This is a genomic window from Leptothoe spongobia TAU-MAC 1115 (assembly GCF_018739885.1).
Lineage (GTDB): Bacteria > Cyanobacteriota > Cyanobacteriia > Phormidesmidales > Phormidesmidaceae > Leptothoe > Leptothoe spongobia.
The window spans coordinates 21491-35945 of the sequence record NZ_JADOES010000010.1 but is presented as its reverse complement, the minus strand read 5'-3'; the positions used below and the strand labels follow the sequence as shown (position 1 = coordinate 35945).

Genomic DNA, 14455 nt, shown 5'->3' with positions numbered 1-14455 from the left:
AGAAAGTAGGAAGAGCAAGAATGGTAGTAGGCCAATTGCAGGCAGTTGCCCAGAGATTTGACCAAGAATATCGAGGCGAATCATTTGAGCTGCCAGACGAGGTTGAAGAGATGGCGGTGTTTAGAGAATGGGTGGCTGGTAGCTTGACGCCGCGTATTACCAGTAAGTTCTGGGAGCTGGCTAAACCTAAGAAAGGACAGCGCTGTCTGGATCTTGGCTGTGGTTTGAGTTTTTTGATTTATCCCTGGAAAGAGTGGCAAGCCGCATTTGTTGGGCAAGACATTAGTAAAGTTGCCCACGCTGCCCTCAATCAGCGTGGGCCTCAGCTAGATTCAAAGCTTTTTAAGGGGGTGCAGCTAGCACCCGCTCATAAGCTGGACTATGAACCAGCCACATTTGACCTGGTGATTGCCACTGGGGTGAGTTGCTATTATCCGGTGGATTATTGGGAGCGGGTGATGACTGCAGTGAAACCTTGCCTAAAGCCAGGGGGAAGCTTTGTATTTGATGTGGTTAATCCAGAAGAAGAGCTGGCAGAAAACTGGGCGATTTTAGAAACCTACCTGGGGGTGGATGTTGAACTGGTGGAATTAAAGCAATGGCGTACCCTGATCAAGACTATGGGAGCCAAGGTCACTAAGCAGGTTGCAGGTGAAGTTTTTCACATGTATCGAGTTCAGTGGGCTTAGGGTAATGACGTTGCTAGTTGAGATTTAAGTCCTGATGATGGCCCCAAGCTTAGTATCCGTTGACTAATTTGGAAAATTAATCCTCTCTAGACATAACCCTGATCCACGGCCAGAACTGTAGTTTTGCCGTAGGGGAAACTACAGTTCTAGCCTTGGTCGTGGTTTAGTTTGAGAAAAATACCCTTGACTGTTATGTCTGAGGTGTTATGTTGGTGTCTAAAATTTTGCATCGACGATTTTATTTGAAGACTTATAGTTAACGATAAATATCTAGTTGCCAATCGTGACCTTGACCGCTATATTGCCTTCCATTCGCTGGTGGTTTTTTGACTCTGCTGCTCCTGAGGATGGACTTAATCTGATAGATTCTGACAAATTGTCTTCATTTCAGTTTGGTTTTCTCAGTAATCAGCAAAATCAATCGTCTTAATTCCTCTATTGCCCCTAGATATCGGCCTTGCTGTCGATTGTGCCTATGTCGCCCAGTCCCTCGCTACCCTTTAACTCCCTTCCCGAGGGCAGTACTCTGCCGGGCGGCACCCCTGTATTTGCGCTCAAAGAGCTGGTGGCGCGATTACAGCGAGAGCAGTACAAAATTCAAGATTTGCTGAGTTCTTTGGGGTTTGCCCTTAGAAGTCTCAATAATATTAGTCAGTTTTTAGAGCTGATTCCGATGATTGCCAGTCGGGTGACCGATGCGACTGGCGGGGCCTTAGTCTTATTTCGTCCCAACGGACAGCTCCGATTAGAACGTCTTTATTGTCCAGCTAATGACACCTGTCAAACCGTGCGCTGTGCCCTGGAATCAGCTACGCGTCAAATTACGTCTTCGTTGACGGGGTCGCTGGGTACCCAGGGAAAGGATGGTGAGACCGTTGCGCTCACTCACCAGGCTGCTCGGAGTGCTATGGTCACCCTCGATCAGCAACTCAACCACTTTCTAGCTCCTGATCTGCAGCTATTTGGCACGTCTATTATTGTCCAAAATGTTGAACGTGGGCGTCTCTATGTATTTAGTGACGATGCGGACTATGCCTGGACAGAAACCCGACAGAAGTTGGTCCGGTTGGTGGCTGATCAAACCGCTGTTGCCATTGAAAATGACGAACTGACCCTGGCTCTACGTAAGAAAGAGCGCCTGGATCGGGAGCTAGAACTGGGTGCAGAGATTCAGGAAAAATTATTGCCTCGTCAATGTCCGGTGATTGAGGGTGTGGATTTGGCTGCCCGTTGTCAAACCGCGCAAAAGGTTGGTGGGGACTACTATGATTTTATTCCTACCACCTATGATCAGCTTCGCAGTCCGACTACTCGGATATCATCGGCCCAACCCTGGAGTATTGCCATTGGCGATGTGATGGGAAAAGGCGTTCCTGCTGGGTTGATTATGACGATGCTGCGGGGGATGTTGCGGGCTGAGGTGCTGAACGATCATTCCCCTGGACAGATTTTGCAGAATCTTAACTGCGTCATGCACAACGATTTGGAAAGTTCCAATCGGTTTGTCACCCTGTTCTATGCAGAATATGATCCCAGGACCCAGTTATTTGCCTATGGTAATGCGGCGCATAATCCACCGTTGTTGTGGCAGGCGTCTACCGGTATGATCAATCGGCTAGATGCCGATGGCATGTTGCTGGGGTTGGATATTGATACTCGTTACCATGAGGGACAGATGCAGCTCTATCCCGGAGACGTGGTGATTTTCTACACGGATGGCTTTACCGATGCTGCGAATATTCGCGGTGAGCGATTCGACGAAGAAAATTTGATTAAGGCTGTATGCTGGGCTTGCCAAAACTTGGGCAGTTCTCAAGAGATTTTGGATTATTTGTTTAACTTACTGCGTCAATTTATTGGGCCAGATCGATCAAAAGATGACGATACAACGTTGGTGGTGATGAAGGTTACTCAACCGGCTGAATTTCGTCAATTGTCTGCGATTGAGGGGTAAAGGGTTACTAAATTGTGGAGTTGTGCCATATAACGATTCCACAATTTGATTATTGGCTTGATGTTATTGGGAGGGAATGCAATGATCGGGTTGCCTCCAAAACTAAGTTCAAGTTAAAACCTGAGATTGCCTCTATGGCAAAACTACAGTTCTGACCGTGGACAAGGTTCAATTAATTGTCTACCAATTGTTTAGTACACCCCATGAAAATCGATACCAATACTTTGTTCCCTGGCGATTTGACACCCTCTGCTACTCAGATATTGGGTCAGCCAACTGCCCTGGTGACGCAACCTGTGATTGCTCAGAAGTTTGAGGAAAATTTCTTTGATCGCTCTGGAGAGATTCTGGGTGACTTTGTAGATTCTGGACAGCTGTGGGCTTTGCTGATTGGTGTCGTAATAGGTTATGTAATTCGAGGTATTACGACTTACTAGCTCATTCCATCATGGGGTAATCTCATTCAGCAGGTGTCGATAAGTAGACCCCTGTATGGCAGCTAGCGGATGCATTTGGATGTATTTGGTTAGTTGCTCGCCAGGTTAGTTTTGTAGCTTAAGACTTTCAGGGATACCCGTTGTCCTAACTAACCTGACAGATTTATTACCTGCAGGAGATTTTGCGCTTTGAGTACGTCATCCACCCCCTGGAGTCAGCGGTTTGATCAGGGGTTACATCCGGTGATTGCTGAGTTTAATGCCAGTATTGGATTTGATATTGCCCTGGTTGAATATGATCTGACGGGGTCCCAGGCCCATGCCCAGATGCTAGCCAAGGTCGGTATTATCTCAGAGGCCGAAGGTCAGCAGTTGGTGGATGGATTGGAAACGATTCGTCAGGAATATCATCAGGGTAGCTTTATCCCAGGAGTGGATGAGGAAGATGTCCACTTTGCCGTGGAACGACGACTGACTGAATTGCTGGGTCCTCTGGGGAAAAAGCTGCATACAGGACGCTCACGTAATGATCAAGTCGGTACAGATATTCGGTTGTATTTGCGATCGCATATCCATACCCTCCGCACCTTGCTCAGAGACTTCCAAAAAGCCCTCCTCACCCATGCTGCCGACCATGTAGAAACCCTAATTCCTGGCTATACCCATCTACAGCGAGCCCAGCCGCTCAGTTTAGCCCATCATCTGCTGGCCTATGTAGATATGGCCCAGCGCGACTATGAGCGTCTAGGAGATGTCGCTAAGCGCGTCAATATCTCTCCCCTGGGCGCAGGGGCATTGGCCGGTACTCCCTTTCCCATCGATCGTCAGTACACGGCTGATCAGCTAGGGTTTGAGCGCATTTACTCCAATAGCCTGGATGCCGTTAGCGATCGCGACTTTGCCATCGAGTTTGCCGGGGCTGCCAGCCTGATCATGGTGCATCTGTCCCGCCTGGCTGAGGAAATTATTTTCTGGGCCTCAGAGGAATTTCGGTTTGTCACTCTGACGGACAGTTGCTCCACTGGGTCGAGCATTATGCCCCAAAAGAAAAATCCCGATGTCCCAGAGCTGGTACGAGGCAAGACCGGACGGGTATTTGGTCACTTGCAGGGGCTACTGACCATGATGAAGGGGTTGCCCCTGGCCTATAACAAGGATTTACAAGAAGACAAGGAAGCCCTTTTTGACACCGTTAATACTGTGCAGGGCTGTCTGCAGGCTATGACAGTTTTGCTGCACCAGGGGTTGGAGTTTCGGCCTCAAAGATTGGCAGAGGCGGTGGCGAGCGATTTCTCTAATGCTACTGATGTGGCAGATTATCTAGCTGCCAAGGGGGTGCCTTTCCGCGATGCCTATAATCTGGTGGGGACTGTAGTGAAGACCTCGTTGGCTGCTGGCAAGTTGTTGAAAGACTTGACTTTAGACGAATGGCAGGCGATTCATCCAGCGTTTGCAGGGGATATCTATGACGCGATCTCACCGCAGCAAGTCGTCGCTGCCCGCAATAGCCTAGGCGGTACCGGTTTTGAGCAAGTTAAACAAGCACTAGCCAAGGCCCAGAAGATAGTGGAAAGCTAGTTAGAACTAGCGATTGAAAAAAAAGAGTGAGGAGGGGGAGCAGAGGGGGCAACACTCCACCCTTCACAACTCTCTTCTTTACCGATACCGAGAATCGTTCCAGTCGTATCCCGATACGGAGGAAGACGTTGTAGGGGTGTGATAACCATGGTCACGTTTGGGATGCCAGGACGTTTCACCATAGGTGCCAGGCCGCCAAACTGTCCCATGGTTATCTGAGTGATGATCATGGGAGGTGGCATGCCCTGTGGCATATGCAGCTGCATAGGGTTCAGCTGCGTAGGGTTCGGCTGTTTGGGTAGGAGGCCGTTGTCTGTCCGCCATCGACTCTCGCCGTGCTGCTCCAGCCCGCTTACACTTGCGTAGCAACGATTCCCAGGTAAGGTTCGGCTGTCCTAAGGCGGCTCGAAACTGCTCCAGCAGAAGTGCGTCGTTAGATGGTGGCGAAGGATGATGGATCAACGGGCGAGAGGCTCGGAGAGGATCAACCTGGACAGCGGCAATCGCCTGCCTTACAGCGTTATAAATTTCCTTACGCAGTTCGTGTTTGGCCTTCTGATATTGAGTATGCCAGCCTTTCTCGCTCGCGGCATACAGAGAGGGCAACCGATTTAAGGCGTAAGTTTCTACCTCAATCGGTTTGACATACTTGAGAATACGAGTTGGTAGCTGGCGTAGCTGGTGCTCCACCTCTTCTGCTACCAAAATTTCCATGACGTTAATGTATTCCCGCGGGGGAGGTGCTTTCACATCAACCATGGTATTTGTCACCTACTTAACAACAATCCTGGCATAAAGCCTGCTCAATCAGGTCGGTTGGACCTATGTAATGTTGAAACCGATGTCGGATCCAACATTCGATTTGGTGACACGTATATAAAGTGACACTCAGGAAACGCTCCAAACATAAAAAGGTATGAAAGCGTTAAAGCAAACCCACCTTCTATGCAGGAATAGATCCAAACCACTAAATGATTTTCCGGATCACTGTTCTCAAATCAGGACAACTGTGGATTTAACAATCTTGCAGTGAGTCCTAAACACTTGAACGCTCGTAATTACGAAACCTTATACGGGGGGTGTTACACCCTATCAGTATAACTACTTGGCTGACAAATAATGTCTAAAGCTATGAACAGATGTTTTTTTCTGAGGATTGAAAAATATAGTAAAAAATGCTGATTTGTAGGCCTATTGATAGATAATTAAGCTGTTGAATAAAATATAAAGAATTGCATCTTCTAGAAACTCATTGTTTGTTTAACTAAATCAATGTCTGAAGTCTGTAGGTCTTGCCGTATATGGGATGTACGGTATTGTGAACGGATTTGATGGATGAGATGAAGTATGGGTTGACAACATTTAGATTGACATATTCGATGGATTCATAAGTTCTTGAATATCGCACTTAAGCATGGCCAAGAAGTGACTGTGGACCTGCTTTAAAAATGGATTAATTTAGGAAATGTAGAGGATGGAATGTTGATTATCTAAGGGGGTAGAAAAAGCCCAAATGGGTGGATCTACGTACTAACCCACGTCCAAGTTGAAACCTGTAGTTTTCCCCACGGTAAAACGACCGTCCTGGACGTGGACAAGGTTTAAGTGTGAGTGGTTGGAAGTCTATGGGTGATTCGAGCACCCAAGCCTTGTTGGCAATCGGCCTGGGTGTTCGATGGATTAAGAACGTTAGATTCCTTTAGCCCGTGGATATGTGGATGTCGGTTGACTCGGACTAGCTAGACGAATGAGGGCATCCATAGCCTGGGGTAAAAAGCGATGGAACCATAGGGCCATATGACTTTGCCAGCCGATAGTAATTTCTGGGTGACGGGATTTGAGACCGGTGATCAACCCTTGAGCCACTTGCTCTGTGCTCAGAGGCAGGACCCAGCGAAATAAATTAAACTCCTGCACCATGTCAGTATCAGTGAGTGATGGCAGCAGCGTCACCACTCGGACATCATGGGGGGCAAGCTCATGACGGAGGGCTTGAGTGAAGCCAACGATGGCAAACTTGGTGGCAGAATAGGTGGCCATGGTGGGAGCCGCTACTTTACCCATAAGGCTAGACACATTGACAATGGTGCCCCGACGCCGGGAGGCCATGCGACGACCCACGAGCCAGGTAACTGTATAGAGTCCCATCAGATTAGTGGAAAGTTCGGCATGGGCCTGACCGAGATTGGTTTTGAGAAAATTGGACTGGTAGGCGATACCGGCACAGTTTACCAGCAGGTCAAATGGACCATAGTCTTTCCATGCCTGAGCGACAACAATATTGACAGATGTTGGCTCGGTCAGGTCAACGGAGAGAGGAATTGCCTGGGCTCCATACTGACGAATTTCTGTTGCCACTTCCTTCAGCTTCTGAAGATTGCGGGCAATGAGCAAAATGTGGCTAGCACCTTGTTTGGCCAGCTCGATGGCAATGGCACGACCAATACCCCGTGAGGCTCCGGTAACCAGGGCCGTCTTTCCTTGCATATCCATTTTAAAAATCTCCAAAGGTATCTGGTACCGAGCCCTATCAAAAGGCAGGTAGGAACCAGAGCTGTACTGATGTCGAAATATTCTTGGGGGTGGGAACGTAGAGGAATTCGCTTATGGTTACTGAAATCCTCTCGATGTAAATCGTTGCTGATCTCTGGTATGAACCAGGTTTCGGTCTATTGATGAGTTGTCGTAACAACTGACACAATCATTCTCCAAATCAGCGACGGGACAGATGAATTGCAACTTAGACATTGATGATGCCTGGGTGATCATTTCAAACGGCATCACAAAACAATTCATGGGTCACACCTTAGCAATTCGAAACAATAGCTGCAACATTTATTTAACAAGAGCATGACATTTTAGCGAATATTTGGCCTTTGGTTTGGTTGAGAGTGTTGCTGTAAAAGAGATTCAAGAATTTCCGATTTTTTTAAAATTACTCCAGCCCCATGGCGATCTGCATCACACCATTTAAGTGTTTTACGATACCTTTGCTTGGGGCTGAATTGGCAAAGTCCAATGGTTTCAGGCTGTTCAGCCCTTGTCAAAAATCTTCCATATTTCTGTGGTGGTAAAAATTTGCGTAAGGGGCATCACCCCTAGCATTAGAAAAATGAATAACAGGGTTCGGATATTTTGAACCAATTAATGTAACCAAAGGGAGAGGAAATGATTTGTAATCAGATTTGAGAAGAGTATTCGAATTCAGAATGAATGGTTCTCCTATGGGAAACAATAATTTGCAATGGGGAAACCTATTCAAAATGATCATGTAGTGATGGAGATCATTGATGGTGGATAACGCAGACATCAGACCATGGCTATTTGTGTGGGAGTAAGTGGCCATGAACGGGCAGACGTTATATTAGAGCTGTGCCCAAGGTCTAGAAATGGTTGCTATATCTGTCAAGCGATTTACAACGAGCGAGTTTCACCGGTTGGGTGAGTTGGGTTTCTTTGACAATGGACCGGTTGAGTTAATTCGGGGTGAACTAATTGAAATGTCTCCAAAGCGTACACCTCATTCTGTGTGCAATACGAGATTGGTGAGGCGACTGATTTTATTGCTAGGGGAACGAGCGACGGTGCGGGGGCAGGAGCCGATTATGTTATCGGAACACAGTGAACCATCGCCAGATGTAGTCGTCGCAAAGTATCGTCAGGATGATTATTTAGAGAGGCACCCTGGCCCAGATGATTGTTGGGCGGTGATGGAGATTTCGGACTCGACGCTGGGCTATGATCGTGGCAACAAGCTGTCGCTCTATGCGGAGTCGGGAGTCAGACAATATTGGATTTTTAATTTGGTCAATCGGCAGTTAGAGGTTTATCGTGAGCCGTATCAGGATAGTCAAGGAAACTATGGCTATCGGCAGAAGCTGACGTATTTGGCGACGGAAAATGTGGAGCTGCCGATGGGGGATTGTGTTTTGGAATTGGATGGGTTGTTTCCTTAGTTTGATCGTTATCTCACTGCATAAGGAGTGAATTGACGTTTAAACTCTGAATGGAAGCCGAGAACAATATCGGACTCTGGAACACCTAAGGCGACTAACTGCTGGGCGACAGGGGCTTCTGTGCCGTTGTATTGAACCCAGATTTTGCCGTCTTGAATATCAAAGTGTAGAACGGGGCCAAATACTCTCTTTTTGCCTTGCCAGCCAACGTAGATTAGCTGGTAATGTCTTCTTTTATCATCAAAGATAAGCTGGTTTTGGACGGTATCGGTTGATGGAGAGGTGTCGGCATGATCGCTCAGGATTTGTTTGATCGCATTTTGATACTGAGTTAGTTTATCCATTGCTGAATCTCCTCTGACTCGGGTTCGTATACGATGAGCTTTACTTGATAGCGTTGTATGGACCTTTGAATAAAAGGTAACTGAATGAAATCCTCATACGTGCCAGCAGGCAGTGCTAGAAATATGAGTCTATCGGGTTCTTGTTCTTCTAAAGCTTGAGCATAGTTTAGGTACTGCCCCAGAGCCATATGAAATGAGCTAATGTCTGACTCACTGACAAAGCTTTTGATTTCGACAGCTATTTTTTCGCTGCCTCGTTCCGCAGCTACTGTGCTTTCTGCGGCCAGATCTATCTGTAGCTTAATGGCTTCGCTAATGCGGATGGGATATGGATCGTGGGTAATTTGCCATCCATCTTTGATCAGGGCGTTTTTGACCTGCTGATGGAAAACATCTCTGGCCATCGTTAATAGACTGTGATTAAGCCTTAATATGCTAGCACTTGTGTATTCGATAATAGTAGAGGTAATGACCTTGTCTGGTTCGACTGCGCTTACCGTCAAGGTCTTGCCCTTCGATCGTGATTGCCGTGTGCCGATCGTTGAATGAACAGTCGGATGAGTGGCATAGGTCATCCAGGGCACCCACAAGGGGATGCCTCTACAGAATCTGTGAGGATTGCCAGGGTTGTTGTGTAGGAGCATTGCAAGCAATGCCCGTGGACTGGTTCCCAGGCTCTGCCTGGTGAACGGTGCTGTGGCTCTGCCACCTGTGATTAGCAGGCGGAGCCTGGGGTGGGGGTGCTCAGCCGGAAGCTGGGCACCAGGAGGTGAGGAGAAAACAACATGGCAAGATTAAATGTTGTTGTTGGCAGACAGACTGAACCTGGACCATGGGACGAAAACAACGCATTTTGAAATCTAATTGTTGCTATCACGTCACGTTGCGGTGTAATAATCGAGAGTTTCGCCTAATACAGCAAGAATGTCGCAATGTATTTCTCTATGCTATTCAGCAGTGTCAAGAGAAATATCACTTTCATCTCTATGCCTTGTGCATTATGAGCAATCACGTACATTATTTGTTGGCACCAGCCCAGCCCTATGAGCTACCCAAAATTATGCACTGGATCAATTGGTATACGGCCATGTGCTTTAACCAAATGCTCGGACGTACGGGGCATTTTTGGGAAAAACGCTATCACAGCAACAATTTTGCCATGGATGATTTCCGTCGTGCGTTGAATACCATCCGCTATATCCATGCCAATCCTAAAGCGGCCAATATGCAGCATGGCTTTTTTTATGATTTTAGCAACTATGGTAGCTATCATCGTTTGACTGACGATGGTCTGACTGAATGGCATCCTGCTTTTTTGGACCTGGGGGCCACGCTTGAAGAATGTGCCGATGCCTACCATAAGTTTTGTCGAAACTATAAACCTAAACCCAAGCCAGAGCCAAAACCTCGGTGGGGTAGCAAACTACTAGCGGGGCTAGCCCCAGAGAAAGCGAAAAAATCTAAACGGACCAGTCCTGGGCAGCAAACTCTGTGGGAAAAAGCTGTACCTGACCAGAGTGAGGTGGAAACAGTAGCGAAGAAGTTCGTTGAGGCTAATAGGCGGCCAGGGGGGAAAATGCAGGCGGAGCCTGGTGGGGGATACCCAGCCAGAGACTGAGTACCAGTGACCTCATGGTGCCAGGTAACGCTGCGGAGGAGTAACGGTAAATCAGGAATTTCAGGGCCTGAAAAATTAGTTTGGGAACTTTTTAAAGTCCTTGCTGCTCACATGTTGCAAGCCTGGATGCGAGAAAAGACCATCAACGAGAACCTACTCAATCGGGAGATGGGCTAACGGACTATCCGTAGAGTTGAACTATCGGGAGATGGGCTAACCATCCCGGGAGATGGGCTAACGGACTATCCGTAGAGTTGAACTCAAGGTTTTCATAGCCAATAAATTTATCATCTTGATACCAGCCCACTGCTATTCGGAACTTTTTGTAGCTTTCGTAAGCTTCACTAGTCCATTTCCCATCCAGCTTACCGCCACACTGGACCCAGATTTCCTTTTGTACACTAAAGCCAAACTTGCCATCACTATACTTAACCCACAGCCCATCGATACGCAGTAAATCCTGGCAGGGAAAGGTAAGGAGTTCCTTGGCAGTAAAGCCTTGACCATAGGACTTGCCCAACACTTGAATCATCAGGCGATAGGTATACTGATCTGCCGCTTTCCAGTTACCCTCGACCATGTATTGCTCTAGCTGGCCGTAGCACTGTTTCTGGAGCGCTGAAAACACATCGGGTGGCACTCGATTAGGGTTTTCTAGCCAGCAGTCATAGGCCAAGGCTAAGGATGTGCGATCGCCTCTAGCCAGCAAAGTATTAATCAGCGCTGTAGGGTTTGCCTGGGCCGCATAAAACAGTACAGCCCCTTGCCATTCTTCTTTGAGATTAACTAAAGCCTGATCACGGCCCTGCTTTTTGACCTCAACCGCCGCCAAATACTCTTGGAAACTACGGTGGGCAAACTCTACCTCATCGGCTGATTCTCGTTTTACAAACAGCTCACTAACGTCTTCAACATCTTGAATAAATTTTTGAGGGGCCGCTTTTGCATCTGTCTCACGCGCCATCAAGCCTTGCACCAAGCCTATCAGTTCTGTTTTCGGTATGGCAATAGTGTCTTTTTGAACCATTGCCCAGGCCACCCCTTGCAATACGGCCTGGGCCTCTTCCGCCGGTAGCGTCATCGGCTGACCTTTCGATTCAGGACGATCCGCCAACAGCATTTGGCAAAATCCCTGGTACAGCTTTGTCCGCTGTCGCGGCAGCTCGCTACTGGGACGAAACCGATGGAATGTGGCAATCATGCATAGCAATAGGGGATTATCTGCCATTTTTGCCAGCTCAGACCGCTGCTCAAGCTGATTGATCAAACCATCTGCAGCTTTGTCAGCGACGGTTTTGACATAGGCCAAATCTCGCCCTGGTCTGGACAGCTTGGCCTGACATAGATACCATCGTCGCAAGAAATCATCTCGCTGTTCATCGTCAAACGCTTTGACCTCTAATGGCATCCAGGGTTGAGTATTTTTATAGCGCTCATACCCTACAGGACGCGACGTGAGTAAAAAGAAAGCACTGTTGCCATAGGTAGTCACTGCTTTATCAATCCAGGCACCGACTGCTTCGTATTGGTCAGTGGCCACTTCATCAAACCCATCAATCATCACCAGGGCATTGCCCTGCCGCAGCAGCTTATCTGCCCAATGTTTATCTAATTTCAGACTACTGCTAATTTCTGGTAAATGGTGTTCTGCGATCAGTGTTGCTAAATCAGGCGCATCAGCCTGAGCCATTTCCTAACCAATTAGAAAAAGACTGACTATGGCGTTTACCCAGTTCACCAGCACTTTCATTGGAGGTACTAATAAAGTTGCCGGTATAGGCCGCCCACGCTCCGGTAATTAACATGACCGGAAACATCAGTACCGCATATATCCACTCTTGCTGGCGCAAAAAATGGACTAATATCCAACCACTGCCACCGACTGGTGTAATGCGAATAACAGCATTCACAATTTGCGTGACAAACTTACTCTCAGGCCCAGGGGGCGGGCTATTCGAAGCGGTCATAGGCAAACAGGGATACCATAGCTACACCATAGCGATTTACGTCTGAATACACCTGAAAATGCCATGATGCCTTCAAGGTAAGGCTGATCATACTGTTGATTGCATTACTTGCCAGCTTTTTGGAATATGGTCCTGTAATTTGGGGTTGGCACAAGGCACAACCCCTACAGGGCATCCAGGGGCAATTCAAAGATCCCCCAAATGAATTTGGTTACGTAACAGGGAACACACAAGCAGCCATCACATCATCAGCTATGAGTAATGCCTAGCAAACAGCCTGGGGTCAGAAACTCCATTGGCCTATCCACTAGAGTTTGACATCTCATGTTTAACTAATGACTTCTTCAGTCTATACATCCCAATTCAGTAGAATCCCTGATAGATATCGGGTAGATTTTCCAAATTTGGAAAAATTGTCCCTAATGTCTGTAAGCGTGTTTACGGGCGAAATGATCTGAAAATGCAGTGATATGACGGACTTCTTTTGCAGGCGGAGCCTGGTGGAGGGGGTGCTCAGCCAGAGGCTGGGCACTAGAAGGTAAAGGAGTCTGGTAGGGGGAAATGCAAAAATTGGCTATAAAGGATAATAAATCAGTGGTTAGACGGGGTGAGGCTGTGGGATGCTGATGCATGAGTTTAGTCTATTCATTGCCTCTACGCCCAAGGCACCTTATGAATATCCTCTTTCTACATCAGAACTTTCCGGCCCAGTTTCGGCATCTGGCATCGACCCTGGCCAAAGACCCCCAGAATACAGTCGTCTTTGGCACTACACGCAAAAACGGTTCGATTGCCGGAGTGAATAAGGTCATCTACCAACCCACCCGACAGCCCCATCCTGATGTTCATTATTATGTTCGCCCTTTAGAAAGTGCAGTCCTCGAAGGGCAAGCGGTGTATCGTGTTGCCAGCCAGCTCAAAGAACGACACAAGTTTGAACCGGATATTGTCTATGCCCACTCGGGCTGGGGACCGGGGTTATTTATGAAAGACCTGTTTCCCAACTCCCAATATCTCTGTTTTTTTGAGTGGTTCTACCATGCCCACGGCAGCGATACTGATTTTGATCCTGCATTTCCTTGTAATGAAGAGACCGAGGCCAAACTGCGGATTCGTAATGCGCCGATTTTGATTGATCTGTATAGTTGCGATCGCGGCCTCACCCCCACCCATTGGCAACAACAACAATTCCCACCTGAATATCACAACAAACTTACCGTTTGTCATGACGGGATCGATACCAACTTCTTTCGTCCCAAATCCGATGCCAAACTTGTGATTAAACCCACCGACCCGATTGCCTGTCCGTCTCCCCTGGACTTATCCGAAGTGGATGAGATTGTTACCTATGTGGCCAGAGGGATGGAACCTTACCGAGGCTTTCCCCAGTTTATGGAAGTGGTAGAACAGTTGCAGCAAAACCGCCCCCAGTGCCATGTGGTTATTGTGGGAGAAGATCGAGTGGCCTACGGTTCCCCTCGCAAAGATGGCAAAACTTATCGGGAGCATATGCTAGAGCAACTCGATTTAGATTTGACCCGGATTCATTTTACTGGCCATTTATCCTATAAACAGTATTTAATCGTACTACAAGCCTCCTCAGTCCATGTGTATCTCACCTATCCTTTTGTGTTGTCTTGGTCTATGTTAGAAGCCTTATCCACAGGATGCGTGGTGGTAGGGTCTAAAACACAACCCGTGGAAGAAGTTATCCAGGATGGTGTCAACGGCATATTAGTAGACTTTTTCGACACAAAGGCCATTACCGAGAAAGTCAATAATGTTTTGGACCATCCCGAACAAATGCAGATGATGCGAGAACGCGCTAGACAAACAATTGTCGAAAACTACAATTTAGATGACTTATTGAAAACCCACCTGGCTTGGATGCAAGGACAATAAAATCCAGGAT

At 47.5% G+C, this 14455-nt stretch carries 13 protein-coding genes; 7 read left to right on the top strand and 6 right to left on the bottom strand.

Annotation, left to right across the window (positions count from 1 at the left end; translation table 11 throughout):
* The first annotated feature begins 20 nt into the window (after positions 1–20).
* The 4 genes from IXB50_RS07240 (at position 21) to argH (ending at position 4658) form a co-directional block, all read left to right on the top strand.
* Positions 21–689 carry a class I SAM-dependent methyltransferase gene (locus tag IXB50_RS07240; protein ID WP_215608284.1) on the top strand — a complete coding sequence of 223 codons (669 nt, stop codon included), beginning with the start codon at positions 21–23 and terminating at the stop codon, positions 687–689.
* A gap of 475 nt (positions 690–1164) precedes the next feature.
* Complete coding sequence (locus IXB50_RS07235) at positions 1165–2643, top strand: PP2C family protein-serine/threonine phosphatase (protein ID WP_215608283.1); 1479 nt, start codon at positions 1165–1167, stop codon at positions 2641–2643.
* 203 nt (positions 2644–2846) lie between these two features.
* The gene (locus IXB50_RS07230) at positions 2847–3080 is read left to right on the top strand and encodes a hypothetical protein (RefSeq protein WP_215608282.1); all 234 of its coding nucleotides are present in this window, start codon (positions 2847–2849) and stop codon (positions 3078–3080) included.
* Positions 3081–3269: 189 nt separating this feature from the next.
* The gene (argH, locus tag IXB50_RS07225; protein WP_215608281.1) at positions 3270–4658 is read left to right on the top strand and encodes an argininosuccinate lyase; all 1389 of its coding nucleotides are present in this window, start codon (positions 3270–3272) and stop codon (positions 4656–4658) included.
* A gap of 78 nt (positions 4659–4736) precedes the next feature.
* Here argH and IXB50_RS07220 read toward each other — a convergent pair whose 3' ends face one another.
* A complete protein-coding gene (locus IXB50_RS07220; protein ID WP_215608280.1) occupies positions 4737–5417 on the bottom strand; it encodes a late competence development ComFB family protein in 681 nt (226 codons plus the stop codon).
* A gap of 930 nt (positions 5418–6347) precedes the next feature.
* On the bottom strand, positions 6348–7151 hold the full coding sequence (locus IXB50_RS07215) for an SDR family NAD(P)-dependent oxidoreductase (RefSeq protein WP_215608279.1): 804 nt from the start codon (positions 7149–7151) through the stop codon (positions 6348–6350).
* Between the two features lie 896 nt (positions 7152–8047).
* Between IXB50_RS07215 and IXB50_RS07210 the strand changes: the two genes are divergently transcribed.
* Positions 8048–8614 carry a Uma2 family endonuclease gene (locus tag IXB50_RS07210; protein WP_215608278.1) on the top strand — a complete coding sequence of 189 codons (567 nt, stop codon included), beginning with the start codon at positions 8048–8050 and terminating at the stop codon, positions 8612–8614.
* Positions 8615–8622: 8 nt separating this feature from the next.
* Here the strand turns inward: IXB50_RS07210 and IXB50_RS07205 are convergent, their stop codons facing one another.
* Both IXB50_RS07205 and IXB50_RS07200 read right to left on the bottom strand, forming a co-directional pair.
* A complete protein-coding gene (locus IXB50_RS07205; RefSeq protein WP_215608277.1) occupies positions 8623–8958 on the bottom strand; it encodes a XisI protein in 336 nt (111 codons plus the stop codon).
* Positions 8946–9362, bottom strand: coding sequence for an element excision factor XisH family protein (locus IXB50_RS07200; RefSeq protein ID WP_215608362.1), 417 nt, complete (start codon positions 9360–9362; stop codon positions 8946–8948). Before IXB50_RS07200 ends, IXB50_RS07205 begins: the two co-directional genes overlap by 13 nt.
* Before the next feature lie 428 nt (positions 9363–9790).
* Between IXB50_RS07200 and IXB50_RS07195 the strand changes: the two genes are divergently transcribed.
* Positions 9791–10576, top strand: coding sequence for a transposase (locus tag IXB50_RS07195; protein ID WP_215608276.1), 786 nt, complete (start codon positions 9791–9793; stop codon positions 10574–10576).
* A 181-nt stretch (positions 10577–10757) separates the two neighbouring features.
* Here the strand turns inward: IXB50_RS07195 and IXB50_RS07190 are convergent, their stop codons facing one another.
* Both IXB50_RS07190 and IXB50_RS07185 read right to left on the bottom strand, forming a co-directional pair.
* Positions 10758–12266, bottom strand: coding sequence for a GUN4 domain-containing protein (locus IXB50_RS07190; protein ID WP_215608275.1), 1509 nt, complete (start codon positions 12264–12266; stop codon positions 10758–10760).
* A complete protein-coding gene (locus tag IXB50_RS07185; RefSeq protein WP_215608274.1) occupies positions 12253–12543 on the bottom strand; it encodes a hypothetical protein in 291 nt (96 codons plus the stop codon). The genes IXB50_RS07190 and IXB50_RS07185 overlap by 14 nt, the downstream gene beginning before the upstream one ends.
* Positions 12544–13215: 672 nt before the next feature.
* Between IXB50_RS07185 and IXB50_RS07180 the strand changes: the two genes are divergently transcribed.
* The gene (locus tag IXB50_RS07180; protein WP_215608273.1) at positions 13216–14445 is read left to right on the top strand and encodes a glycosyltransferase family 4 protein; all 1230 of its coding nucleotides are present in this window, start codon (positions 13216–13218) and stop codon (positions 14443–14445) included.
* Positions 14446–14455: the final 10 nt, after the last annotated feature.